Source organism: Sphaerotilus uruguayifluvii, assembly GCF_013294065.1.
Classification (GTDB): Bacteria; Pseudomonadota; Gammaproteobacteria; order Burkholderiales; family Burkholderiaceae_C; genus Sphaerotilus; species Sphaerotilus uruguayifluvii.
This window is the reverse complement of sequence record NZ_JABSNM010000019.1, coordinates 56,408-80,263: the sequence shown is the minus strand read 5'-3', so window position 1 is coordinate 80,263 and position 23,856 is coordinate 56,408. Positions and strand designations below refer to the sequence as shown.

Genomic DNA, 23,856 nt, shown 5'->3' with positions numbered 1-23,856 from the left:
GGTGTTCCGATGAACGCGCCGCAGCCCGCAGCGCAGCTGCTCTGCCCCGATCCGGCCGCGCCGCTGATCGACTGGCAGGACGCGCCGCTGCACCTGATCGTCAATCCGCGCTCCGGCCGCCACCACGGCGGCCCGGACGAGCTGACGCGGCGGCTGGCCGCCGAGCTGCCGCCCGGTGCGCGGCGCTGGCATGTCTACCAGCCACGCACGCCGGCCGGGCTGCCCGCGCTGGCCGCGCGGGTGGTGGCGCGCGCGCAGGCCGACGGCGGCGTGGTCATCGCCGCCGGTGGCGACGGCACGCTCAACACCGTCGTGCAGGCGCTCTGGGAACACGAGATTCCCTTCGGCGCGCTGCCGCAGGGCACCTTCAACTTCTTCGGCCGCCAGCACGGCCTGAGCGCCGACGGCGCACAGGCGCTGGCGCAGCTGCTCGACGCGCTCGACGGCGGCTCGGTGCGACCGGTGCAGCTCGGCTGGATCGGCGGCCGCGTCTTCCTGGTCAACGCCAGCCTCGGCCTCTATCCGGAGCTGCTGGAGGAGCGCGAAGCCATGAAGCGCCGCCACGGCCGCAGCCAGTGGGTCGCGCGGCTGGCCGGACTGGCCAGCCTGATGCGGCCGCACCGGCGCTGGCGCCTGCACCTCACCCGCACCGACCTGGACGGCCGACGCCACCGCGAGCAGCGCGAGGCCACCACCCTCTTCGTCGGCAACAACCCGCTGCAGCTGCGCCAGGTCGGCCTGTCCGACGCGGCGCTGCGCCAGGGCGGCCTCGGCGCGCTGACGCTGGCGCCGGTCGGCCGCGCCGGCATGCTCGGCCTGATCCTGCAGGGCCTGGCCGGGCGGCTCGGCCAGGCGCAGGCGGTGCACGACTTCGACTTCTCCAGCCTCGACATCGACCTGCCGGGGCGCCGCCAGGTGCGCATCGCCATCGACGGCGAGAGCATGACGCTGCCGCTGCCGCTGCGCATCGCGGTGGCACCGCGGCCGCTGTGGCTGATCGGAGCGCAGGGGGCGCCGTGAGCCGTCTGCTGCACCTGTCCGACACCCATTTCGGCACCGAGCTGCCAGGCGTGCAGGACGCGCTCGAGCGGCTGGTGGCCTGCGTGCGCCCGGAGGTGCTGGTGCTCTCGGGCGACATCACCCAGCGCGCGACCGCGGCGCAGTTCGCCCGCGCGCACGCCTGGCTGGCGCGCCTGCCGGTGCCGCACCGGCTGGTGATCGGCGGCAACCACGACATTCCGCTGTTCGATCTGGCCGAGCGGCTGCGCCATCCCTACCGGCGCCTGAGCGCCGCCTTCGGTCCGGAGCGCGAGCCGCGGCTCGACCTGCCCGGCTGGCAGGTGCTGACGCTCGACACCACCCGCTGGTGGCGCCACCGCGACGGCACGCTCTCGCGCACGCAGATCGCACGCACCGCCGACGCGCTGCAGGCGGCCGCGCCGGGCCAGATCCGCGTCGTCGTCACCCACCATCCGCTGCATGTCACCCGCACCGGCGACGAGGTGCACCGCCCGACGCATCACCGCGAGGCGCTGTCGGCCTGGGCCGGCGCCGGGGCCGATCTGCTGCTGAGCGGCCACATCCATCTGCCGGCCGTCGTGCCGGTGGCGGTCGAACCGCTGCCCGCGCCCCCGGGCGCCGAGCCCCGGCCGCCGCGCCGGGTCTGGAGCGTCCAGGCCGGCACCGCGATCTCGCGCCGTCTGCGCGAGGGCATCCCGAACACCGTGATGCTGCTGGAGGCGCTCTCCGGCGAGCGCCACGGCCGGCTGTGCCGCTGCGAGACCTGGCAGTGCCCGCCCGAAGGCGGCGCCTTCCGGCGCGTGGCCTCGCAGCTGCTGGCGCTGTCGCCGCTACGCGGCTGAAGGCGCCTGCTCCACCCACAGCACCGCCCCGTCGGCCAGCGACTCGCGCAGCACGATCTCGCCCGGCTGCAGCTGGCGCGCCGCCGGTCCGAGCTCGCGCGCCAGCCGCCCGCCCTCGCCGGCGCGCACCGCGTGCAGCGTCAGCCGGCGGCCGTCCAGCGCCAGCCGCAGCGTCGCCTGCGGCCAGTGCGGCGGCAGGCAGGGCTCGAGCGCCAGCGTGCCGGCGCGCAGCTTCAGGCCGCAGAAATGCTCGAGCGAGGCGCGCAGCAGCCAGGCGGCCGAACCGGTGTACCAGCTCCAGCCGCCCCGCCCGGCCCACGGCGCCTGGCTGTAGGTGTCGCCCGCCATCACATAGGGCTCCAGCGCGTACAGCGGGCCGAGCCGGGCGTCGTTCCAGCGGTGCGCCGGGCTCAGGCCGGTGTAGACCGCCCAGGCGCGGTCGGCCTGGCCGAGCCGCAGCATCGCCATCAGGCCCCAGACCGCCGCATGGCTGTACTGGCCGCCGTTCTCGCGCACGCCCGGCGGATAGGCCTGGATGTAGCCGGCATCGGGCTGGTGGTGCTGCAGCGGCGGGTCGAGCAGCACCAGCAGGCGGTGCTCGGCATCGAACAGGCGCGTCCAGGCGCTGTCCATCGCCTGGCGGGCGCGCTGCGCGTCGCCCGCGCCCGACAGCACCGCCCAGGCCTGCGCGATCAGGTCGATGCGGCATTCGTCGTCCGCCGCGCTGCCCAGCGGCGAGCCGTCGTCGAAGAAGGCGCGCAGGTACCAGCGCCCGTCCCAGGCGCGGCGCTCGAGCGCCTGCGGCCAGCCCTGCAGCGCCTGGCGCCAGTGCGCGACGCGCGCGGCGTCGCCGCGGGCCTCGGCCCAGGGCAGCGCCAGCCGCACCACCTCGCACAGGAACCAGGCCATCCAGACCGACTCGCCGCGGCCCTGGTGGCCGATGCGGTTCATGCCGTCGTTCCAGTCGCCGGTGCCCATCAGCGGCAGGCCGTGCGAGCCCAGCCGCAGGCTGCGGTCGATGGCGCGCGCGCAGTGCTCGTAGACGCTGGCCGGGGTGCCGCCGACCTGCGGCGTCTCGTACAGATCCTCCGCGCCGGGCGGGATCTCGCCGCCGACCAGGAAGGGCAGCAGGCGATCGAGCACCGCGGTCTGGCCGGTGCGCTCGATCAGGCGCGCGCAGGCCAGCGGCAGCCACAGCAGATCGTCGGAAAAATGCGTGCGCACGCCCGCGCCGCCCGGCTCGTGCCACCAGTGCTGCACGTCGCCGGCCTCGAACTGGCGCGCGGCGTGGATCAGGATCTGGCGCTCGAGCAGCTCCGGCGCCAGGTGCGTCAGCGCCATCGCGTCCTGCAGCTGGTCGCGGTAGCCCATCGCGCCGCCGGCCTGGTAGAAGGCGGCGCGCGCCCACATCCGGCACGCCAGCGTCTGGTAGGGCAGCCAGCGGTTGGTCAGCATGTCGAACAGCGGGTCCGGCGTCTCGACCGTGACCTGGCCGAGCAGCGCGTCCCAGCGCTGGCGCGCCTGCGCGGCGCGCTCGTGCGGATCGCGCTGCCGGGCCTGCCCGGCCAGCGCCCGCGCCGCGGCCAGGTCCTCGCCGTGGCCGAGCAGCAGCACCAGCTCGACCGCGCGGCCGGGCACGAGCTCGACATCGAGCGCCAGCGCCGCGCAGGCGTCCAGCCCGGCGCCGCTGCGCCCGCCGGGCTGCTGCGGCAGGCGCATGCGCCCGCGCGCGTCGAAGAACTCGGCGCGGTCGCAGGTCCAGCCGGCCGGCCGCACCGCGTCGGCGTCCTGCGCGCGTGCCGGCTGCAGCAGCACGAAGGCGGTCGCGCCGCCCTGGCCGCCGAGGTGGTCGAGCTGGGTGCAGGCCAGCGCCGGACCGCCCGCGCCTTCGGGCTCCAGCACGCCGGTGCGCAGCGACAGCCGCTCCTGGCGCGCCGAGCCCATCAGCCACTCGACCCAGCCGGTCAGCCGCACCCGGCGCGCCGGGGCGCCCGGCGCCAGCGTCAGACGCAGCAGGCTCTGGCGCAGCGGCGCCTCGGCATCGACCACCACCTGCAGCAGCGTGTCGACCGCGCCGAAGCGCTGGCCGATCTCGCTCCAGCCCTGGCCGTGGCGCACGCGGCGCGGCCCGCCGCCGTCGAGCGTGCGGCCGATCCAGCGCGCGCGGCCGTCCTGCTGCGGGTCGACCAGCAGCAGGCCGTCGGACAGCGGATCGAGCAGCGCGTCGTTCGACCAGGCGGTGATCATGTGCATGCGGCTGTTGCCGGCCCAGACATGCCCGCCGCCCGCCTCCGACACCAGCGTGCCGAAGCCCGGATTGGCCAGCACGTTGATCCACGGCCGCGACGGATGGCGCTGTGCGTCGACCTCGAAGGCAAACGCGCCGGTGTCGGTCTCGAACTGGCCGTCCGGAGCCTCCGCGGGGTCCGCAGGAGCCGCGACCGCGCCTGACGCCGGCGGCAGCAGGTCCGCCAGCGGCCAGGCCGGCTGCTCGCGGCGCTGGCGGTCCTGCTGCGCCAGGCGTGCGGTCCAGCGCTGCATCTGCTGGCCCAGCGTGCGGCTGTCGGCCTGCAGGTGCAGGCGCGCCAGCGTCTGCAGCGTGAACAGCTCGTCCTCGGTCAGCGCGGCGCGCGCCAGCGCATGCAGCGTCGAGCGCCGCACCGCCGGCAGCGCCGGGTCCTGCTGCGCCTGATGGCGCTCGCGCATCAGGTTGAGCTCATGCTGGACCGGGCTGAGGTAGGACGCCGGCTCGGCGTTGACCACCACCAGGTCGACCGCCAGGCCGCCCTGCGTCCACAGCCGCAGCGCGCGCTTGAGCGTCTGCACCAGCGCCAGCCCGGCCAGGTCCGACACCGTCGCCAGCAGGATCGGGCGGTCGCCCGAGATCGCGTGGCGCCACAGCAGGCGCCGGTCGCAGCGCGGCGCCGGCGCACCCGGACCGCCGCGCGGCGCCTCGCGCGACAGCGGCGCGGTCAGCGCGGTGGTCAGGCGCAGCAGCGCGGCCCAGCTCTCGGCGTCGAGCTGCATCTCGCGCAGCCGGATCGCCGCCATCGTGTGCGACATCGCCGCGACCCGGTCGACGATCGTGGGCTGGCGGTACTTGTCGACCAGCGCATCGAGCTGCTCGCGCGAGGCCGCCGCCGCGGTGGCGAAGGTCAGCCGCACCCGGGCGCCCGGCGCCAGCGTCAGCCGCACGCCGATCGCCGCCACCGGGTCCAGCCCGGTGTCGAGCGCACCGCCCGGCCCGGCCGGCTCGGCGCCCTCGGCGGCGCGCGGCCGGTGCGGCTCGTGCCAGCGCCCGAGCCAGCGCGCGCGGTCGGTGGTGAACTGCGGCGGCTCGTCGAGCCCGGCCTGCGCGCCGGCGAGGAAGTGCACCGCGTGCACTTCCGCCTCGCCCTGCAGCCGCGGCTTGCGGCGCAGGTGGATCGCCGCGTCGCCGCGGTCGACCGCCGCCTCGACGAAGAGATTGGCGAAGGCCGGATGCGCCTCGTCGGCGCGCGGCTCCGACAGCGTCGCCTCCAGGCTCGAGACCAGGCGCAGCGGCAGCGGTCGATCGCCCAGGTTCTCCAGCTCGACCTGGCGCAGCTCGAGATCGTCCTCCGGGCTGACGCGCACCTCGACGCGGCTGAGCAGGTCCGGGCGCTGCGCCTCGAACACCACCCGGTCGCCGTCGAGCGTGGTGCGGTAGCGCGCCGACGGATCGGGCGCGGGCATCGCCGTCAGCGTGGTCGGCGCCGAGGGCGGGCCGTCCTCGCGCATCAGCCACAGCACCGTGCCGGGCGAGGCGCGCAGCGCGTCGTCGCTCCAGCGGCTGATGCCGACGCCCTGCCAGCGGCTCCAGCCACCGCCATGCGCGCGCAGGCCCACGCTGTAGCGGCCGTTGCCCAGCAGCTGCGTCGCCACCGGGCCGTCCTGCGGCACGTCCACCGTCAGCGAGGTGCGCTCGACGCGCACCCGGCGCGGCGGCGGCAGCGGCAGCGGCTCGCCCAGCGGCGGCGCCTCGCGCGGGGGCGCCTCGTGCAGCAGCGGCCGCACCGCGCGCATCAGCGCGTCGCGGCCCAGCCAGCGCCGCGGCGCCCCATCGAGCAGCACCACCGCCAGTGCCACCAGCGACATGCCCTGGTGGTGCGCCATGACGGTGTCGACCCGCACCGGCTCGCCGGGCCGCTCCTGGCGCGAGACGGTGAAGTCCAGCGCCTCGATGAAGCCCAGCGGGCCGCGGGCCTGCAGGTCGCCCAGGCGCTGCAGGTTGGCCATCGCCTCGGGCAGGTCGACCATCAGCGCCATCACGGTCGCGTAGGGCGCGATCACGCGCTCGTCGGGCGGGGTGCGCCGCAGCGCCAGCCGCGCCGCGCCCTGCGGGCCGTACTGGTAGGCCAGCGTGTGGTCGCGCGCCGCATGCGCGGACTCCGACACGCCCCAGGGCAGGCCGTCGCGCGCGCCCTGCGCCCGCTGCTCCCGCACCGCCGCGCGGGCGGCCTGGTCGAGCACGCTGCCCTGCGGCTCGTCGAGCACCAGCGACGGCATCAGGTACTCGAACATCGAGCCCGACCACGAGCGCAGGCCCACCTGGTCGCCGATCGCCGCGAAGGGCCGGCCCAGCGCCGACCAGTGCCGCACCGGCACGTCGCCCTTGGCGATGGCCAGCAGGCTGGTCAGGCGGCATTCCGAGGCCAGCAGGTCGTAGTGGCTGCCGTCGAGCTGGCCGCTGTCGGCGCGCAGGCCGATGTGCAGCAGCCGGCGCACCGGATCGAAGAGCATCGCGTAGTCGGGCGCCAGCGCCAGCGTGCGGCAGCGCGCCGCCAGCTCGCGCAGCCGGCCCTCCAGCGAGGCCGGCGCGCGCAGGTCCTCCAGCAGGGCCTCCAGCGTGTCGAGGTGGTCGCGCAGCATCCACAGGCTGCGCTCGTCGCCGCCCGGGGCATCGACCTCGGCGTCGGGCACGCGCTGCCACAGCGCGTCGAGCTCGACGCGCGACTCGGCCAGCCACTGCGGCAGCCGCGCGAAGTCCTCGGCGTCGGCCGCCGGCAGCTCGCGCATCTGCGCCAGCTGCGCCAGGCGGTGCGTGACCTGCCCGGCCAGCAGCACCGGCCGCAGCGGCGCCAGGCGCTGCGCCGATTCGCCCAGCGCCAGCCGCAGCATCGGCTGGCCGTGCCAGAGCTGCGGCTGCGTCGCCAGCTCCTCGCAGGCGCCGGCCACCGCCAGCAGGTGGCCGCCGAGGTTGCCGCTGTCGACCGTCGAGACATAGGCCGGCGGCAGCACCGCCAGCGTGCGGGTGTCGTACCAGTTCAGGAAATGGCCGCGGTGGCGCGGCAGGCGCTCCAGCGTCGACAGCGTCGCGTCGAGGCGGCGCACCATGTCGCCGACGCCGATGAAGCCGAAGGCCCGCGCGGTGGCCACGCACAGCAGGTACATGCCGATGTTGGTCGGCGAGGTGCGCGAGGCGATCATCGGCTGCGGGCTGAGCTGCAGGTTGTCGGGCGGCAGGTGGTTCTCCTCCGCCGTGACGGTGCGCAGGTAGAAGCGCCAGGTGTCGCGCGCCAGATGACGCAGCGACTGGCGCACCGGCTCGGCCAGCGGCGCCGGCGGCGGCCCCGGCACCCGGGCGCCCCAGGCGACCCAGACCGGCGCCAGCGCCCACAGCAGGGCCAGGCCGAGCGCCCAGGGCAGCGTCGCCGCCGGCCCGGCCAGCGCCAGCGCGACCGCCAGCGCGGCGGCGGCCAGCGTCGTCGGCGCGTGGCGGCGCGCCAGCGCCGGCAGCGCGATGCTGGCGGCCGCGGCCGCGGCGGCCGCGGTCGTCCATTCCAGCAGGCGCCGGCGCGACACGCACTGGCGCCACAGCGCCCGCGCGATCGCGTCCAGCGACAGCAGCGCCTGGTCGAGCAGCAGCGCCAGATGCCAGGCGCCGGCCCCCAGCGCGCGCGCGATGTCGACCAGGCCGCGGCGCCAGAACAGGCCCAGCGAGATGTCGTCGCGGCTCGGCGCCAGACCGGCGACCGTGCCCAGCAGCGGCCCGATCGCGTGCGCCAGCAGCGCCAGCAGCAGCACCCGGCCGGGCGGCAGCACGCCGGTGGCCAGCGCCAGCACGATCAGCGCCAGCGTCGCCGGCGCCACCAGCGAGCGGCGCAGGTTGTCGACCATCTTCCAGCGGCTGATCAGCGCCATCGGCCAGCGCCGCGGCGCCAGCAGGAAGGGCAGCAGCTGCCAGTCGCCGCGGGTCCAGCGATGGATGCGCGAGGCCGCGACATCCGGATGCCCGGGCGCGTCCTCCACCAGCGTCACGTCGCTGACGCCGGCGCAGCGCGCGATCGCGCCCTCGAGCAGGTCATGGCTGAGCACATGGCCTTCGGGCAGGCGCGCGCCCAGCACCGCGTGCAGCGCCTGCACATCGAGCAGGCCCTTGCCGGTGAAGGTGCCCTCGCCGTGCAGGTCCTGGTAGATCTCGGAGCTGGCGGCGCTGTAGGGATCGATGCCGCCCTGGCCGGCGAAGAGGCGGTGGAAGCGGGTGCGCGCGGCGCGGGCCGCCAGCGGCAGCGCCACGCGCGGCTGCAGGATCGCGTGGCCGGCGACGACGCGCCGGTGCCGCGCGTCCAGGCGCGGCCGGTTGAGCGGATGCGCGGCGATGCCGACCAGCTCGAGCAGCCGCCCCGGCGGCATGTCGGTGTCGCTGTCGAGCGTCATGACATGGCGCACCGGATGGCGCACCTGCGTCAGAGCGTCGAGCGCCAGGAAGGGCGAGGCGGGCGGCACCGCGCTGCGGCCGGCCTCGTCGAGCCAGCCGACGAGCTGCTCGAGCTTGCCGCGCTTGCGCTCGTGGCCGATCCAGCGCGCCTCGGTGCTGCTGTAGCGGCGCATCCGGTGCAGCAGCAGGAAGCGCGGCGCGGCCGGCGCGTCGCGGTCGGCCGCGCCGCCGGCCGGGCCGTGCATCCGGTTGAGCGTGCGCAGCGCCTGCTCGGCGTGCTGCAGCAGCGCCTCGTCGTCGGCGGCATGCGGCGTGGAGGCGTCGGCCCAGTCGCTCAGCAGCGCGTACTGGACTTGCGGATCGCGGGTCGAGAGGTGATGCTGCTCGAGCTGCGCGACCAGCTCGTCGGTCTGCGCGTCGGACGAAAGCATGCACGGGATGACCACCAGCGTGCGCCGCTGCGGCCCCAGGCCCTCGTCGAGCGCCAGCCGCGGCAGCCGCGCCGGAGGCACCGACTCGCTGATCAGCCGGTTGACCAGGCTGACGACCAGCTCGCTGACCGGAAAGGCCAGCAGCAGCGCGGTCAGCGCCAGCAGCCCGGCCGACCAGGGCGCGGCGGCCGCGCCGTGCGGCATCAGCCAGGCCACCATCAGCAGCGTCGGCAGGCCCAGCGCCGCCAGATGCAGGCCGGCACGCCAGCGCCGGCTGGCGGCCAGCCGCTCGGCGAATCCGGCCGGCGGCAGGCCGAGCGCCTGGCGCAGCGCCTCGCGCCCGGCGCCCAGGCACCAGTGGCCCGGCGCCGCCTCGGGCGCGTCCGGCGCCGGCGCGGCGTCGACCCGGCGCATCAGCTCGGCGGCGACCCGCGATTCGGGCAGGCCGCCGTCGAGCGCCAGCTGCTCGACCGCGCGCAGCGTCTCGTCCTGCGTGTCCTGGCGCTCGGCGGAGAAGACCGGCGAGCGCGCCAGCGTGCGCACCGTGACGCTGACGCAGGCGATCAGCTCGCGCCACTCCAGCCGGTCGATGCCGCGCAGCGAGGTGATGGCGTTGCGCACGCTCTGGTGGTCGCGCGTCATCTCGTCGTGCAGCTGCGCCTGCGCCGCGGCCGGGTCGGGCAGGTGCGTGTCGAGCCAGACCTGCAGCCCGGCATGCAGCGCATGCGGCACGTCGGCCTCGCGCAGCGAGAGCTGCAGCGCGAAGGCCTGCAGCACGCCGCGGCGCGACAGCGCCTGGCCGAGGTGCTCGAGCTCGGCCAGCGCCGCCGGCGCGTGCGCCTGCTCGAGCCACGAGTGGGCGCGCTCGCGTGCGTCGAGCATCGCCGCGGTGCGCTCGGCCAGACGACGCAGGTTCTCGATCAGCACCAGGCGCAGCGTCGTCGGCAGCGCCCACAGCTCCGCCAGCGACAGCTCGCGCTCGCGGTCATAGGCCTGCAGGCAGGCGCACAGCAGCTCGGCGTCGAGCCCGCTGTCGCTGTGCGCGACCCAGGCCCAGGCGATGCCGTAGATGCGCGGCAGCCCGTCGAGCGGCTCGCCGCACAGCACCGGCAGCCGCGCGAAGTAGCGCGCCGGCAGCTGCCGGCGCACCTCGTTGACCTGCTCGTCGATCAGGCTGGCGTTGTCGAGCAGCCATTGCGCCGCCGGCCCGAGGTTGAGCCCGTCGCGCGACAGGCGCTCCAGCGCCGCCACCGAGCCGCGGATCACCGCGATGTTCTCGTCGAGCCGCGGGAAGAAGGGCACCGCGGCCGGCGCACGCACCGCACGGCATTCATGCGAGAGCGCCAGCCGCGCGGCGTGCTGCTCGAAATGGCCTCGCCCGAACAGCACCGAGCGGATCGGCGGCTCGATCGGGAGAGGGACGGGGGCCGCGGTCGTCTCGACCGCCTCGCTCGCCGCTGCAGCCATCCGTCAGGACCAGGAAGCCGCCAGCGGCAGCACCGCCACCGCGACCATCACGGTCGTCACGAAGCGGCCGGCCACGCGCGCATGGACCCGCTCGGCCAGGCAGCCCAGCGCGAACATCGGGCCGCGCGCATGGCGGCACTGCCCCAGGTGGGCACGCAGCGTGTGCAGATGGTCCTCGAGCAGCAGGGTGGGGGTCGGGGCGCTGGCCGGTCGCGTCGGTGTCATGGAATCTCCCTGGAATGTCGTGTCGGATGAGGTCGGGTCAGCCCTTGGCGACGACCAGGCGGTTGTCGACCGAAACCACGCCCTTGACCGCCCGGGCCAGATCGGTGGCGCGGCGGCGCGAGCTGTCGTCCGGCGCCGTGCCCTTGAGCGCGACATGGCCCTTGTCGGTGTCGACGTCGATCTTCAGCGCGCTCAGCTTCGGGTCGCCGGCCAGCGCGGCGTTGACCGCGACGGTGATGCCGGCGTCGTCGACGCTGGATGCGGCCTCGCGGCCGGCGGCCTTGGCGTCGGCCACCACCTCGCGCCCGGCCGCCTTGGCATCGGCGACCGCCGCATTGGCGCCGGCACGGGCTTCGGCGCCGGCGTCCTTCATGTCGGCGCGGGCCTCGGCGGCGGCGTCCTTGACCTCGGCCTTCGCGACTTCGGTCTTGTGTTCGGCCGAGGCGATGGCGCCGTCGAGCTTCTGGCCGGCGGTGCGCTCGTCGTCGTGCCTGCCGCAGGCGGCCAGCGTCAGCGCCAGCAGTGCGGCGGCGGTGACCGACAGCACGCGGCGGGAGGCGGGGGACGAGGCGGTGAGGCGGGAGGTGTTCATGGCGGGCTCCTGGGATGGGGATGCGGATGGGGAATGCGGATGCGGTCGGGGTGGGTTCCCGCCTTCGCGGGAATGACGGGGGGTGCGCGGAGCGACCGGGCGGTGCGCGCTCAGGGCGGCACGCAGTCAGGGCGGGTCGTCGCGGGCGCTGGAGCGGGCCGGCAGGCACAGCGCCAGCAGCGCGCCGGCCGCGGCGGCCAGGGCCACCGCCTTCAGCGGCTCCTCGCGCACCCAGGCCAGGGCCTCGTCGCGCAGCCGCGCCAGCAGCCGCTCGCCGTCCGGCCCCTGCGTGTCGGCGTCCTCAGGCTCGGCGGGGGAGACCGGTGCCGCGGCGGCCGTCGTCGTGTCCGCCGAAGCGGGCCTCGGCGGGGCCGTCGTGGCACCAGGCGTCGCGGCGTCGCTCGATGTGGAGATGGAGGTGATGCTCGGCTCGGGCGTCGACGGGCTGGTGGTGATCATGGAAGCGGTCCTTGAAGACGAGACGGTCGCAGGAGCGGCCGCACAGCGGCTCGACATCGGCGGCACAGGCGGGGATCAGCATCGCGGGCTCCTGCGACGGTCCGGGGCGGGTGCGGCGGATCAGGCGCGGCGGATCAGGCCCATCACGAAGCTGATCAGGGCCATGACCAGGAAGACGATGAAGAGGATCTTGGCGATGCCGGCGGCGCCGGCGGCGATGCCACCGAAGCCGAACAGCGCGGCGACCAGGGCGATGACGAAGAAGACGACGGCGTAGTGCAGCATGGCGGGCTCCTGGGGTGGAAGGTGATTCCGGGGATCGGGGGGTGCCGGCGATGCGCCGGGCATGGAGCCACTTTAGGAACGCCACCGGCCCGCGACCATCGGGCCGCGGCCGCGTCGCGGTGTGGGCCTGAGGGCGTGCGCCCTGTAGGAATGCGCCGACTGCATCGGCAGCGCATCGGCCCTAAACTGCGTGAAGCCGTTCACGCGCCGCAGCCCTTGCGCGCGGCAGCGCATCCACCAGGAGCCCCCCATGATCCGTGTCGCCATCGTCGACGACCACGCCATCGTCCGCGCCGGACTGAGGCAGTTCTTTTCCGAGCAGGTCGACCTGCGCGTGACCGGCGAGGCCGCCAACGGCCGCGAAGCGGTCGATCTGGTGCGCCGCGGCGAGGTCGACGTCATGGTCATGGACCTGTCGATGCCCGAGCACGGCGGCGTCGACGCGCTGGCCGCGATCCGCGCGCGTGCGCCGGAGCTGCCGGTGCTGATCCTCAGCGGCTTCCCGGAAACGCACTACGCCACCACGCTGCTGCGCCAGGGCGCCAGCGGCTACCTCAACAAGGAATGCGACCCGGAGGAGATCGTCAAGGCGATCCGCACCGTCTACCGCGGCCGCAAGTACATCACCGCGCCGGTGGCCGAGCTGCTGGCCGACAGCCTGGGCGGCAATCCCGACAAGCTGCCGCACGAGCAGCTCTCCGAGCGCGAGTTCCAGGTCTTCCTGCGCCTGGCCAAGGGCGAGACCATCGGCAACATGGCCGACAGCATGTCGCTGAGCGTCAAGACCGTCAGCACCTACCGCACGCGCGTGATGGAGAAGATGAAGCTCGAGTCCAACAGCGACCTGACCTACTACGCGCTGAAGAACGGCCTGATCGTCTGAACGCCTGGGCGCATGTCCGGACGCGTCCGGGCGCCGGCCCGCGCGACGAAAAAAAGGGCCGGCACGACAGGGGAGACGTGCCGGCCCGACTCCCTGGGTGAATGGGATTCGAGGAGGTCAAGGAAAGAGGGGGGAGGCCGGAGCGGAGCGGGACGCGGCCGCCTCGTTCGGGCCTCAGGCCAGGACTCAGGCCAGGAACCAGCCGTCGAGCAGCGGCGCCGTCGGCGATTCGTGCATCGCCAGGAAGGGCAGCGCGGCCTCGTAGCCGATCTCGCAGCCGGCATCGCGGCGCATGTCCGACACCGAGGGCAGATCGTCGGGCAGGTCGCCGGAGGGCAGTTCGTGGCGGGCGTCGGCATTCATTTCGGCGGCTCCTTCCTGCCCGGCGTCTCGGGCGCTGTCACGGTGGCTTGCTGGGGGAATCGGAATCGATGGGCGTTGGGGTCATTGTGTCGACGCGGATCCGGTCGACCCATCGGCGGCCATGCCGGCCCGGCGTAGGACACGTCCGACAGGGGCGGCCCGGCCCGCTGCCGTAGGACTGGGCCGACAGCCGGGCGCGGCCGGCGCCGATGCCGCCGGCGCCGCGGTCGCCGCACACTGCAGACATCCCCAGACGATGAGGCGCCTGCCACGGCGCCAAGGAGTCCCCCGAATGATGCAGAACCATCTCCGCACGCTGCCCGAGCTGTTCGCCCAGCTCGGCCTGGACGAGACGCCCGACGAGTTCGTGCGCCGCCATGCGCCGCTGGCCCCGGAGGTCGCGCTCGAGGAAGCGCCCTTCTGGAGCGACGCCCAGAAGGCCTTCCTGGCCACCGAGCTGGCGCGTGACGCCGACTGGGCGATCCTGATCGACCGCCTCGACGCGCGGCTGCGCGACGCGCCGGAGCTGCCGACGCACTGATCCGCTCCTCCCCCTGCTCTCTGCCTGTCTCTCTTGTCTCTCTTTCTGTCACGGGTGCTGTCACAGCCTCTTCGAGCCACCTTCGCGGTGGCTCTTTTTTTGCCGCTCGCCGCCGGCCGCGAAGGGTGAATGGCGAACGGCGGCGAACGAAGCAAGGCCCGCACGAGGCGGGCCGACGGGCAGCGCAAGGAGACGACGATCAGCCGCCGGCCTGGGCGGGCTCGGAGAGATAGATCTCGACGCGGCGGTTCATCGCGCGGCCGGACTCGCTGTCGTTGCCGGCGACCGGATCGCTGGCGCCGCGGCCGTCGACGCCGATGCGCGAGGACGCCACGCCGCGGCCGACCAGGTAGTCGCGCACCGATTCGGCCCGGTCCAGCGACAGCGGGCGGTTCACCGCGTCGCTGCCGGTCGAGTCGGTGTAGCCGATGACGTTCATGCGCAGCGCGGCGTCGGTGTTGCGCGCCAGCTCGTCGAGCACCGGGCGCATCTGCGGCTTGATCGCCGAGCGGCCGACGTCGAAGGAGAAGTCGCTGGGAATGTTGACGCGGATGCGGTTGTCCGCCGTGCGCGCGACCTGCACTGCGGTGCCCTGCGTAGCCTGCTCGAGCGCCTTCTGGCGCTCTTCCATCCGCTTGGACCACAGGTTGCCGGCCACCGCGCCGACCACACCGCCGATGACCGCGCTCTGCCCGGCCTTCCCGCCGGTGACCGAGCCGATCACCGCGCCGACGCCGGCACCGACCCCGGCGCCGATCGCGGTGCCGCGCTGGCGCTCGCTCACCGGCGTCGAGCAGCCGGCGGCCAGCACGGCCAGCGACAGCACCACCAGGCCGGAGCCGGCCCGCAGCCGCGACAGCGGGCGCCACGAGGAAGGACGGACACCGGAGGACGAGACCGGCGACGGCGGGGAGGAAGTCAGGAGGAGGTTCTTCATGGCCTCATGGTCGCGCGAAGGATTCCTGCGCGACATCGGCCACCCCCGCCTGTTCCTGTCGGACGACGCCGACAGCGGCCTCGGCGGTGTCCTGCGCCGACGGGCTCATCGCCCGCGTGGCCAGCGCGGTGACCGCGGCGTGGATCAGCGTCTGCATCGGGAACTGCGCGCGCAGCCAGCCGCCCAGGTGGCTCTGCACCGGCCGCCAGAGCCTGAGCACCCGCGCGTCCTGCCACGGCCGCAGCGCCGCCAGCGCGCCGCCGGCGGCCGCCGCCAGCGTCACCGCGACGACGGGATGGCGGCGCACGAAGGGCGCGGTCCTGCGGTCGATCCGGCCGCGGGCCCGCAGCAGCACCGCACGCGCCGGATGGCGCTCCCACCAGAGCTGCCCGGTGTCGAGCAGCACCGCGCCGACCGGATGGGCCTCGACGCGCTGGCGCAGCGCCGCGAGCAGGCCGAGCCGATCGCGCGCGGCGTCGGCCGCCGCCGCGTGCTCCAGCCGTTCGTCCTCGGCCACCGCCGGCCGGGCCGCGGCATCGGCAGGATCGGCCTCGCCACGCATGTGCGCAAGCAGGCGCTCGCGGGAAGCGTCCAGGCGCTCGCGCGCCCGGCGCAGGTCCGGATCAGGCATCGTGCGGTGTCCTTTCAGGGTCGGGAGGCGTCGTGCAGCATCTGCGCGTCGCGCGAGAACTGCTCGCGCAGCGGGCCGAAGCCGGCCAGCGGCGCGCTCGAGCGCAGCGCCCAGGCCGCGCCCAGCGCCAGCAGCGCCGGCAGCGCCGGAATCAGCAGCAGCGTCCAGGGCCGCGCCAGCAGCTCGGGCGACAGCGCCGCCCACAGCAGCAGCGCCATGCCGGCCAGCAGCAGCGCCAGCAGCGCACCCAGGCCGGCCAGCGCCGCCAGCAGCGCGCGGGTGGCCAGCGCGCGTCGGGTCGCACGCACCTGCGCGGAGGCCAGGTCCGCGTAGGCGTCGAGGTGGTCGGCGAGCAGGTCGGGCCGCCGCGCCAGCAGCTTGAGCAGGGGATGGAACATGGTGCGTCCAGCGTAGGACGCGCCGCGGCGCCCCGCCAGCGGCACAGCCGCCGCGCCGCTGTAGGACGGTGACTACGTCGCCGCGGGCGGCAGCGGCGGCGGCGTCATCGAGGCCGGAGCCGCCACCTCCGGATCGCGCCGTGGCAGCCAGGCCACCAGCCGGGTGCCCCGCCCTGGCGCGGCATCGAGCTCGAACAGACCGCCCTCGCTCTCGACGCGGTAGCGCATGCCGGTCAGCCCGTGCGAGCTGCGGCCGCCGACCTGGGCGGCATCGAAGCCGATGCCGTCGTCCTGCACCGTCAGCCGCGCCATCGGACCGTCGGCGACCAGTTCGACCTCGACCGACTTCGCGTGCGCGTACTTGGCGACGTTGGTCAGCGCCTCCTGCATCATCCGGTAGGCGGTCAGCTGCGCGCCGGCGTCGAGCACCAGACCCGGCGACAGCATCATCCGCACCTCCAGGCCCGCGCTCTCCGCAAACTCGTGGCCCAGGATCTCCAGCGCCGGCAGCAGCCCGAGGTTGGACAGCGAGGACGGCCGCAGGTCCTCGATGATGCGGCGCTTGAGCGCGATGCCGCTGTTGAGCGTCTGCGTCAGGTGCTTCAGGCGCTCGTGCACCTCCGGCGGCGCGTCGGCCAGCTTCGGGCGGATGCGGGCGGCATCGAGCTTGGCGGCGGTCAGCAGCGCGCCGAGCTCGTCGTGCAGCTCGCGCGCGAGCCGGCTGCGCTCGTCCTCGCGGGCGTGCTGCAGATGCCAGGACAGATCGAGCAGGTCGGCGGTGCGCCGGCGCACCTCGATCTCGAGCAGGTCGCGCTCGGCCTGCACCACGCGCTGCTGCTCGGCACGCTGTGCCGCCAGCGCGCGGCTCTGGCGCATGTACTGCGCCAGCGCCAGCAGGCTGGCGATCACCAGCGCCAGGATGCCCAGGCGCAGGAACAGCATCGCGTCGTACATGCGCCCCACCCGCTGGGCGATGCGCTGGTTGCTGCGCTCGATCAGCTGGTCGGCCAGCGCGCGGATCTGCTCCATGTTGCGCAGGCCGATGTCGGTCAGCATCAGGTCCATCGCGCCGCGCACGTCCTGGCGGTCGAAGCGCACCAGCACCTCGTGCATCTCGTCCATCTTCATGCGCAGGCGCTCGATCAGCTCCTGCTCGATGGCCGACAGCTCGGGCTCCTCATGCAGGCCGGAGGAGTTCATGCGCCGCTGCAGCGCACTGATCTCGCTCTCGATGTCGCGCACCGCCTCGATGTAGGGCTGCAGGTACTCGCGCCGGCTCGACAGCAGGTAGCCGCGCTTGGCCGATTCGGCCCGCGTGACCAGGCCGAGCAGGCGGTAGAGCGCCAGCCGCGCCTGGGCCGCTTCGGTCGCAGCCTCGAGCGACGCGCGGGTGCGCTGGTAGCCGCCCTCGGTTACCGTCAGCATCAGCACCGCGGCCACGATGGCCAGCGGCATCACCAGGCCGCGCTCGCGCAGCCAGGCCATCAGGGACGAGACCTGCTCGCGCAGCCGCATCGGCTCAAGGGTCCAGCGTCTCGCAGTAGCCGATCAGCTCCTCGAGTTCGCTGGACTTGTCGAAGACCCGGTCGGCCCCGAGCTCGGCGCAGCGCCGGCGCATCTCGGGGGTGGCGTAGTTGCTCAGCACGACCAGATGGCGGCCGTAGCGGTGCTGGCGTGCCGCCTGCAGCACGCCCAGGCCGGAGCCGGCCTTCAGGAAGATGTCGATGATGACCAGATCGGGCCGCGGGGACTGCCGGCGCAGCGCGTCAAGCGCATCGCTCTCGCTCTCGGCCGTGCCGCAGACGCGGACCGGCACCATCTCTTCGAGGGTCTCGATCAGGTTGTCGCGGATCACGGGGCTGTCCTCGACGATGAAGCAGGACAGGGTCCTCATGTCGAAGTGTTGTGTTGATGTCGAAGATGCAATCATGGTCCGCTCCAGCGCCGGACCGACCTCTTCCCAACATGAGGTCGGCTGCGCACTGTCACGGTTCGGCACAGCATAGCGCCTGCCCCTGGCGCTGGCTGTAGGAGCAGGCCTACAGCGGCGGCGCGAACCGTGCGTGTCATTCCGGGATCAAAACAGTCGGTTCGTCTCCCGGCTCAGCCCTCGAGCATGTCGGCCAGCTCGTCGGCATGCTCCTCCTCGTCGCCGAGAATGTCCTCGAGCAGGCGGCGCGTCGTCGGATCCTTGTCCGCGACCAGCGCGATCATCTGGCGGTAGCTCTCGACCGCGACCCGCTCGGCCACCAGGTTGGCGCGCACCATCGCCTTCAGGTCGTCGGACTCGTCGTAGTCGGCGTGGCTGCGATGGAGCAGCTTGGTCGGGTGGAAGTCCGGCTTGCCGCCGAGCTGCACGATGCGCTCGGCCAGGCGGTCGGCGTGGCCGGCCTCTTCCTGCGCATGCACCATGAACTCCTCGGCGATCTTCGGCGAGGCCAGGCCGTGGGCGGTGAAGTGGTGGCGCTTGTAGCGCAGCACGCAGACCAGCTCGGTGGCCAGCGCGTCGTTCAGCAGCGCGACGATCTGCTCGCTCCACGGCCCCAGGCTGGGCGTGACCGCACCGTCGTCGAGCGACGAGCGGGCCCGGTCGATCGCGCCCTCGTCGAGGCGCAGGGTGTCGGCGGCGGGGGCGGACGAGGTCTTGGCAGGCATGGCGGCTTCCTTCGGGGTTCGGGCGGTCGGACACGGTCCGGGATGGGCTCACTGTAGGTCGGCGACACCGGGGGCGGCATCGGCCTCGGCCGGTGGCCGCTGTAGGACGACAGGCCGGTCGACACGCCGGGGTGCAGAACGGTCGGAAAGCCCGGAAAGACCCGTCGCGGGAATGCCCGGACTGGCCGATCCGGGCCCCGGAAGTCCAGAATCTGGAACCGATTCCGAAATCGTTCCCATCCTGCACGTCCACGAGCCGCCTCCCGATGTCGTCGCCCTCCTCCCCCCGCCCGCGGCTCAACCGCATCGCCGGCCCGATCCTGGGCGAGTTCCTGATCGGCATGACGGTGGCGATGGCCGGCCTGTGGCTGGCCTCGAACGAGTCGGACGCGGCCGCCGGCGCCTTCGGGCTGTCGCAGCAGGTGCTCGAGACGCTGTTCGTGCTGTTCCGCGTGCTGGCGATCGGCGTCGGCGCCGGGGTCACGCAGGCGCTGGGCGCGCAGCGGCCGCTGGCGGCCGGCACCACCGCGCTGGTCGGCCTGGGCGCGAGCACCTGGGCCGGGCTGATCGCCGCCGGCGTGGTGCTGTTCGGCAGCGACGCGGTGCTGGGCCTGCTCAACGCGCCGGCGGCGGTGGCGCAGCTCGCCGGGCCCTATCTGCAGATGCTGGCGCTGGCGCTGCTGCTCGAGGCCTTCAACCTGACGATGGCCGCGACGCTGCGCGCGCACCTGCACGCCCGCGAGACGCTCATCGTCATGATGGTGATGCACGGCGTGCACCTGCTGCTGGCCTTCGTGCTGATGCGCGGCGTCGGAAGCTGGGACGGCCTGGGCCTGGCCGGCTATGCGATCGGCCTGACCGTCAGCCGCGCAGTCGGGCTGGCGATGCACCTGCACTTCTGGCGCCAGCGCCTGCAGCTGGTGCCGCAGCGGCGCGACTGGTGGGCCTGCCCGCCGCGGGCGCTGTGGCCGGTGCTGCGCATCGGCGGGCCGGGCGCCTCGCTGGAAATGGTCTACCGCTTCGCCTTCATGATGTCGCTGGCCGCCGCCGCGCGGCTGGGCGTGGCCGAGCTGGCGACCCAGGCCTATGTGCTGCAGGTGCTGAAGTACGTGCTGCTGATCAGCATGTCGATCGGCTGGGCCTGCGAGATCATGGTCGGCCACCTCGTCGGCGCGGGCGAGTTCCGCACCGCGCACCAGCTGGTGCGCAAGGGCCTGCGCAACGGCGTGCTGGCCTCGGGCTCGCTGGCGCTGCTGGCCGCAGCGACCGCACCGTGGCTGATGCGCGCCTTCACCCGCGACCCGGCGGTGATCGCCTCGGCGCAGACGCTGCTGTGGATCGCCTGCGCGCTAGAGACCGGCCGGGTGGCCAACATGGTGGTGCTGGGCGCGCTGCGCGCCACCGGCGACGCGATCTACCCGACGCTGGCCAGCATGGCCTCGCTGGTGCTGGTGCTGGGCGTCGGCTCGGTGGTGCTGGGGCGGATGTTCGGCCTGCCGGGCATCTTCGCCGCCTATGCCGCCGACGAGTGCATCCGCAGCCTGATCATGCTGCACCGCTGGGAGACGCACGGCTGGGTGCGCCACGCCCGCGAGATCCTGGTGCGCATGCGCACGCCCGGCGCCGAGACCCGTTTCTGAAGTGGCCTGGATCGAAACACCCGCTTGACGCAGGAGCAACACGCCCGCCGAAGAATCGGCGTCATGAACGACGCTCACGACTCCGACCCCGGCCACGGCCTGCGCCACGATCTCGCCCGCCTCGGGCTGATGCCCGCACCGCGCCGGCGCGCGCTGCGCCTGCTCGGCGGCCTGGCCGCCGGCACCCTGCCGCTGCTGGGCTGCGGCGGGGGCGGCAGCAGCGACAGCACCGGCAGCAGCACGTCCTCGTCGACCTCCACCGCGTCGGGCACGACCTCCTCGGGCTCGGGCAGCACGGTGAGTTCGTGCTCGAGCATTCCGTCCGAGACGGCAGGCCCCTACCCCGGCGACGGCACCAACTCCAACAGCAGCGGCGTGGTCAACGTGCTGACGCAGAGCGGCATCGTGCGCAGCGACATCCGCTCGAGCTTCGGCACGATGAGCGGCACCGCCGCCGGCGTACCACTGACCGTCACGCTGAAGCTGGTCAGCGTCTCGGCCGCCTGCGCCAGCCTCGAGGGCTACGCGGTCTACCTGTGGCACTGCACCCGCGACGGCGGCTACTCGCTGTATTCCTCGGGCGTGACGGCGCAGAACTACCTGCGCGGCGTGCAGGTGAGCGACGCCAGCGGCGAGCTCACCTTCACCACGATCTTCCCCGGCTGCTACAGCGGGCGCTGGCCGCACATCCACTTCGAGGTCTTCTCGAGCCTGTCCACCGCCACCAGCGGCAACAGCGACGTGCGCACCTCGCAGCTGGCGCTGCCCGAGTCGGTCTGCCGCAGCGTCTACACCGGCGCCAGCGGCTACACCAGCAGCGTGACCAACCTGAACGCGATCACGCTGGCCAGCGACAACATCTTCAGCGACGGCTACTCGACGCAGATGGCGACGGTGACGGGCGATGTGACGAACGGCCTTGCCGCGACGCTGACCGTGGGCGTATGACCGGCGCCACACGCACCGCGCTCACTCCAGACTGATGTTCGCCTTCTTCACCAGCCCCTCGTAGACCCTGGACTTGGCCTCGGCGGCGCGCGCGATCTCCTCGGGCGACCAGCTGATCGGCTCGAAGGCGAAGGTGTCGAAGCGCGCCCTGATCTCCGGGTCGGCCAGCACGCGGCCCATGTCGGCGTTGATCTTCGCGCGCACCGGCGCGGGCAGCCCCTTGGGCGCGACCAGCACGACGAAGGCGTTGACGTCGAAGCCCGCGGGGGCGCCGGCCTCCTGCGCGGTGGGCACGTCGGGCATCTGCGGCAGGCGCTTCGTCGCGGCCACCGCGATGTAGCGCAGCTTGCCGGCCTTGTAGGCGCCGGAGCTCGAGGGCAGCGTGCCCAGGCTCCAGGCCACGTCGCCGGAGCCGACCGCCGGATAGAGCTGGCTGACCTCGCGGAAGGGCACATGCTGCATGCGGATGCCGGTCAGATCCTCGAGCAGCTCGGCGCCGAGATGGCCGGGGCTGCCCACGCCCCAGGAGCCGTAGGTGACGCGGCCCGGCTCGGCCCTGGCCGCGGCGATCAGGTCGGTCATCGTCTTCAGCTTCGAGTCGGTGCCGACCGCGACCAGGAAGGTGGTGCGGAAGATCGACGCCACCGGCTCGAAGGCGCCGACCGCCGCGGCGCCGCGCTGCTTGTACAGGTGCGGCACCGCGCCCAGGTGGTCGCTGTCGAGCTGCAGCAGCGTGTAGCCGTCGGCGGCGGTGCGGCGCGCCGCCTCCATCGCGATGAAGCCGCCGCCGCCGGGGCGGTTCTCCACCATGACGCGCTGGTTCCAGAGCCGGCCCAGCTTGTCGGCCACCAGGCGCAGCGTCGCGTCCGGGCCGCTGCCGGGTGCGAAGGCAGTGAACAGCGTCACCGGCTTGTGCGGGAAGTCGACCGCGCTCTGCGCCTGCGCCGGCAGGTGGGCGGCCGCGGCGGCGCCGATCAGGGCCGCGGCGAGAAAGGTCTTTCGCTTCATCTCAGGCGCCCTCACTCGGCCGCGCCGATCGTCAGCGCGATCTCGCCCACGCCCGCCACCCGGCCGGTGATGACGTCGCCCGCCACCACCGCACCGACGCCCTCGGGCGTGCCGGTGTAGATCAGGTCGCCGGGCTGCAGGTGGTAGAGCGTCGACAGGTCGGCGATCAGCTCGGGAATGTTCCAGATCAGCTTGTCGACGTCGGACTTCTGGCGCGTCTGGCCGTTGACCTCCAACGCGATCTCGCCGGAGGCGATGACCACGCCGGGCATCGGCACCAGCTCGGAGATGACCGCGCCGTTCTCGATGTCCTTGGCGATGTCCCAGGGGCGGCCCTTGTCGCGCAGGGCGAGCTGCAGGTCGCGGCGGGTCATGTCCAGGCCGCAGGCATAGCCCCAGATCAGCGCGGCCGCATCGGCCTCGGCGACCCGGAAGCCGGGCTTGCCGATCACCACCACCAGCTCCATCTCGTGGTGGTAGTTGGCGGTGCGCGGCGGGTAGGCGATGGTCGCGCCGCTCTCCACCAGCGTCGAGGGCGACTTGGTGAAATAGAACGGCACCTCGACCGACTTGTCGACCGGGCGGCCCATCTCGATCGCATGGGCGGCGTAGTTGCGGCCGACGCAGAAGATGCGGTGGACCGGCAGGCGGGCGTCGGTGCCGCGCACGGGCAGCGAGGCGACGGGGGGCGGGTTCCAGAGGTAGGTCGTCATGGCGGTGGCGGTGCGGGGTGGGAGAGAAGAAGCGAAGGGCGAGAGATGGAGGATCCGGTCGCAGCCTAGTCCCGCTGCTCGAGCAGGCCGAGCTTGCGGTGCAGCGGCGACTCGTCGGCGATGAAGACGAAGGCGGGCGCGTCGGGGCGGGCGTTGCGCAGCGTGACCGCGCTGAAGCCCGGCGCGACGCAGGTGTCGGCCTCGGCCAGCGCGAAGCGGCGCGGCTGCGGCGCGTCGATCCCGGCCTCGACCGCGCCCTCGATCAGGTGGAAGACGCTGGCCGGCGAGCGCGGCGGCAGCCGCAGCGTCTGGCCCGGACGCAGCATCAGCGCGTGGAAGCCGAGAATGTTCTCGGCGTCCTCGCCGGTCTCGGGGTTGACGTAGGTGAGCTGCACCGCCTCCTGCTCCGGTCGGTCCTCGGCCAGCGCCTGCAGCGCCGCGCGCGCCTCGACCCAGGGGTAGCGCAGCACCGGATAGCGCCGGCGGCCGGGGCCGTCGCCCCCGAAGACCGGCGTCGGCACCAGGCCGGCGCGGGTGTGGGCGCGGTCGCCGCGGCCGGGCCGCTGCTTCTGGCGCTCGCCGTTGAGGTGGTAGCTGGCCTCCAGGTAATGCACCAGCGGCAGGTCCAGCACGTCGAGCCAGACCACCGGCGCGTCGCCGTCGTGGCCGTGCTCGTGCCACAGGCCGGTGGGCGTCAGGATCAGGTCGCCGCGCGACATCGGGCATTTCTCGCCGTCGACCGTGGTCCAGGCGCCCTCGCCTTCGACCACCATGCGCACCGCGTTGGGCGTGTGGCGGTGCGACGGCGCCCACTCGCCCGGCAGCAGCAGCTGCATGCCCAGGTAGATCGCGCTGCTGGCCTGCATCTTCTCCAGCGTGTGGCCGGGATTGGCCAGCACCAGCACGCGGCGCTCGGCCTTCTCGATGGGGGTCAGGTCGCCGGCGCGCATCAGCAGCGGGCGGATGTCGCCATAGGCCCAGTGCACCGCCTGCGTCGGGCGGGTCGGCACCTTGGGCGGCAGCACCGCGCGCAGGCTGGGCCACAGCGGCACCAGGTTGCGCGCGCGCATCGCCTGCACATAGTCGGCCGGCAGGTCCTCGAGCCGGCCGAGCGGGGCGTCGTCTTGCATCTGCATCTC

21 protein-coding genes are annotated in these 23,856 nt (G+C 74.0%); 6 read left to right on the top strand and 15 right to left on the bottom strand.

Annotation, left to right across the window (positions count from 1 at the left end; translation table 11 throughout):
• Positions 1–9: 9 nt before the first annotated feature.
• Both HNQ01_RS17920 and HNQ01_RS17915 read left to right on the top strand, forming a co-directional pair.
• On the top strand, positions 10–1,020 hold the full coding sequence (locus tag HNQ01_RS17920) for a diacylglycerol/lipid kinase family protein (protein ID WP_173806865.1): 1,011 nt from the start codon (positions 10–12) through the stop codon (positions 1,018–1,020).
• A complete protein-coding gene (locus HNQ01_RS17915; RefSeq protein ID WP_173806863.1) occupies positions 1,017–1,862 on the top strand; it encodes a metallophosphoesterase family protein in 846 nt (281 codons plus the stop codon). The genes HNQ01_RS17920 and HNQ01_RS17915 overlap by 4 nt, the downstream gene beginning before the upstream one ends.
• Here HNQ01_RS17915 and HNQ01_RS17910 read toward each other — a convergent pair.
• The 5 genes from HNQ01_RS17910 to HNQ01_RS17890 form a co-directional block, all read right to left on the bottom strand.
• Positions 1,851–10,439, bottom strand: coding sequence for a GH36-type glycosyl hydrolase domain-containing protein (locus tag HNQ01_RS17910; RefSeq protein WP_173806861.1), 8,589 nt, complete (start codon positions 10,437–10,439; stop codon positions 1,851–1,853). The genes HNQ01_RS17915 and HNQ01_RS17910 overlap by 12 nt on opposite strands.
• 3 nt (positions 10,440–10,442) lie before the next feature.
• On the bottom strand, positions 10,443–10,664 hold the full coding sequence (locus HNQ01_RS17905; RefSeq protein WP_173806859.1) for a hypothetical protein: 222 nt from the start codon (positions 10,662–10,664) through the stop codon (positions 10,443–10,445).
• Positions 10,665–10,701: 37 nt separating this feature from the next.
• Positions 10,702–11,256: a BON domain-containing protein gene (locus HNQ01_RS17900; RefSeq protein WP_173806857.1), complete on the bottom strand. Its 555-nt coding sequence runs from the start codon at positions 11,254–11,256 to the stop codon at positions 10,702–10,704.
• A 126-nt stretch (positions 11,257–11,382) separates the two neighbouring features.
• Entirely contained in the window at positions 11,383–11,715 is a 333-nt protein-coding gene (locus tag HNQ01_RS17895) for a hypothetical protein (RefSeq protein ID WP_173806855.1), read from the bottom strand.
• Between the two features lie 120 nt (positions 11,716–11,835).
• Positions 11,836–12,000: a DUF1328 domain-containing protein gene (locus HNQ01_RS17890; RefSeq protein WP_173806853.1), complete on the bottom strand. Its 165-nt coding sequence runs from the start codon at positions 11,998–12,000 to the stop codon at positions 11,836–11,838.
• Positions 12,001–12,250: 250 nt separating this feature from the next.
• Between HNQ01_RS17890 and HNQ01_RS17885 the strand changes: the two genes are divergently transcribed.
• Positions 12,251–12,883: a response regulator gene (locus HNQ01_RS17885; RefSeq protein WP_173806851.1), complete on the top strand. Its 633-nt coding sequence runs from the start codon at positions 12,251–12,253 to the stop codon at positions 12,881–12,883.
• Positions 12,884–13,069: 186 nt separating this feature from the next.
• On the opposite strand, the gene HNQ01_RS17880 is transcribed toward HNQ01_RS17885, so the two are convergent.
• A complete protein-coding gene (locus HNQ01_RS17880; protein ID WP_173806849.1) occupies positions 13,070–13,246 on the bottom strand; it encodes a hypothetical protein in 177 nt (58 codons plus the stop codon).
• Positions 13,247–13,541: 295 nt separating this feature from the next.
• Here HNQ01_RS17880 and HNQ01_RS17875 point away from each other — a divergent pair, with 295 nt between their 5' ends.
• Positions 13,542–13,787: a DUF2789 family protein gene (locus HNQ01_RS17875; protein WP_173806847.1), complete on the top strand. Its 246-nt coding sequence runs from the start codon at positions 13,542–13,544 to the stop codon at positions 13,785–13,787.
• 199 nt (positions 13,788–13,986) lie between these two features.
• On the opposite strand, the gene HNQ01_RS17870 is transcribed toward HNQ01_RS17875, so the two are convergent.
• From HNQ01_RS17870 to HNQ01_RS17845, 6 genes are all read right to left on the bottom strand, one after another.
• On the bottom strand, positions 13,987–14,724 hold the full coding sequence (locus tag HNQ01_RS17870; RefSeq protein ID WP_173806845.1) for a YiaD family glycine zipper/OmpA-like lipoprotein: 738 nt from the start codon (positions 14,722–14,724) through the stop codon (positions 13,987–13,989).
• Positions 14,725–14,728: 4 nt separating this feature from the next.
• Positions 14,729–15,355 (bottom strand): hypothetical protein, encoded by a 627-nt coding sequence (locus tag HNQ01_RS17865; RefSeq protein ID WP_173806842.1) that lies wholly within the window; start codon positions 15,353–15,355, stop codon positions 14,729–14,731.
• Between the two features lie 14 nt (positions 15,356–15,369).
• Positions 15,370–15,753: a hypothetical protein gene (locus HNQ01_RS17860; RefSeq protein WP_173806840.1), complete on the bottom strand. Its 384-nt coding sequence runs from the start codon at positions 15,751–15,753 to the stop codon at positions 15,370–15,372.
• 72 nt (positions 15,754–15,825) lie between these two features.
• Entirely contained in the window at positions 15,826–17,268 is a 1,443-nt protein-coding gene (locus tag HNQ01_RS17855) for a CHASE3 domain-containing protein (RefSeq protein ID WP_173806839.1), read from the bottom strand.
• Positions 17,269–17,272: 4 nt separating this feature from the next.
• A complete protein-coding gene (locus HNQ01_RS17850; RefSeq protein ID WP_173806837.1) occupies positions 17,273–17,647 on the bottom strand; it encodes a response regulator transcription factor in 375 nt (124 codons plus the stop codon).
• A gap of 209 nt (positions 17,648–17,856) precedes the next feature.
• A complete protein-coding gene (locus HNQ01_RS17845) occupies positions 17,857–18,408 on the bottom strand; it encodes a ferritin-like domain-containing protein (protein ID WP_173806835.1) in 552 nt (183 codons plus the stop codon).
• A gap of 266 nt (positions 18,409–18,674) precedes the next feature.
• On the opposite strand from HNQ01_RS17845, the gene HNQ01_RS17840 reads away from it, so the two are divergent.
• Entirely contained in the window at positions 18,675–20,048 is a 1,374-nt protein-coding gene (locus HNQ01_RS17840) for an MATE family efflux transporter (protein ID WP_173806833.1), read from the top strand.
• A 63-nt stretch (positions 20,049–20,111) separates the two neighbouring features.
• On the top strand, positions 20,112–20,996 hold the full coding sequence (locus HNQ01_RS17835) for an intradiol ring-cleavage dioxygenase (protein WP_173806831.1): 885 nt from the start codon (positions 20,112–20,114) through the stop codon (positions 20,994–20,996).
• Positions 20,997–21,017: 21 nt separating this feature from the next.
• On the opposite strand, the gene HNQ01_RS17830 is transcribed toward HNQ01_RS17835, so the two are convergent.
• The 3 genes from HNQ01_RS17830 to HNQ01_RS17820 form a co-directional block, all read right to left on the bottom strand.
• Complete coding sequence (locus HNQ01_RS17830; RefSeq protein ID WP_173806829.1) at positions 21,018–22,004, bottom strand: Bug family tripartite tricarboxylate transporter substrate binding protein; 987 nt, start codon at positions 22,002–22,004, stop codon at positions 21,018–21,020.
• Positions 22,005–22,015: 11 nt separating this feature from the next.
• Positions 22,016–22,717, bottom strand: a complete 702-nt coding sequence (locus HNQ01_RS17825) for a fumarylacetoacetate hydrolase family protein (protein ID WP_173806827.1) — start codon at positions 22,715–22,717, stop codon at positions 22,016–22,018.
• Between the two features lie 65 nt (positions 22,718–22,782).
• A complete protein-coding gene (locus HNQ01_RS17820) occupies positions 22,783–23,853 on the bottom strand; it encodes a cupin domain-containing protein (protein WP_434801523.1) in 1,071 nt (356 codons plus the stop codon).
• Positions 23,854–23,856 lie beyond the last annotated feature (3 nt).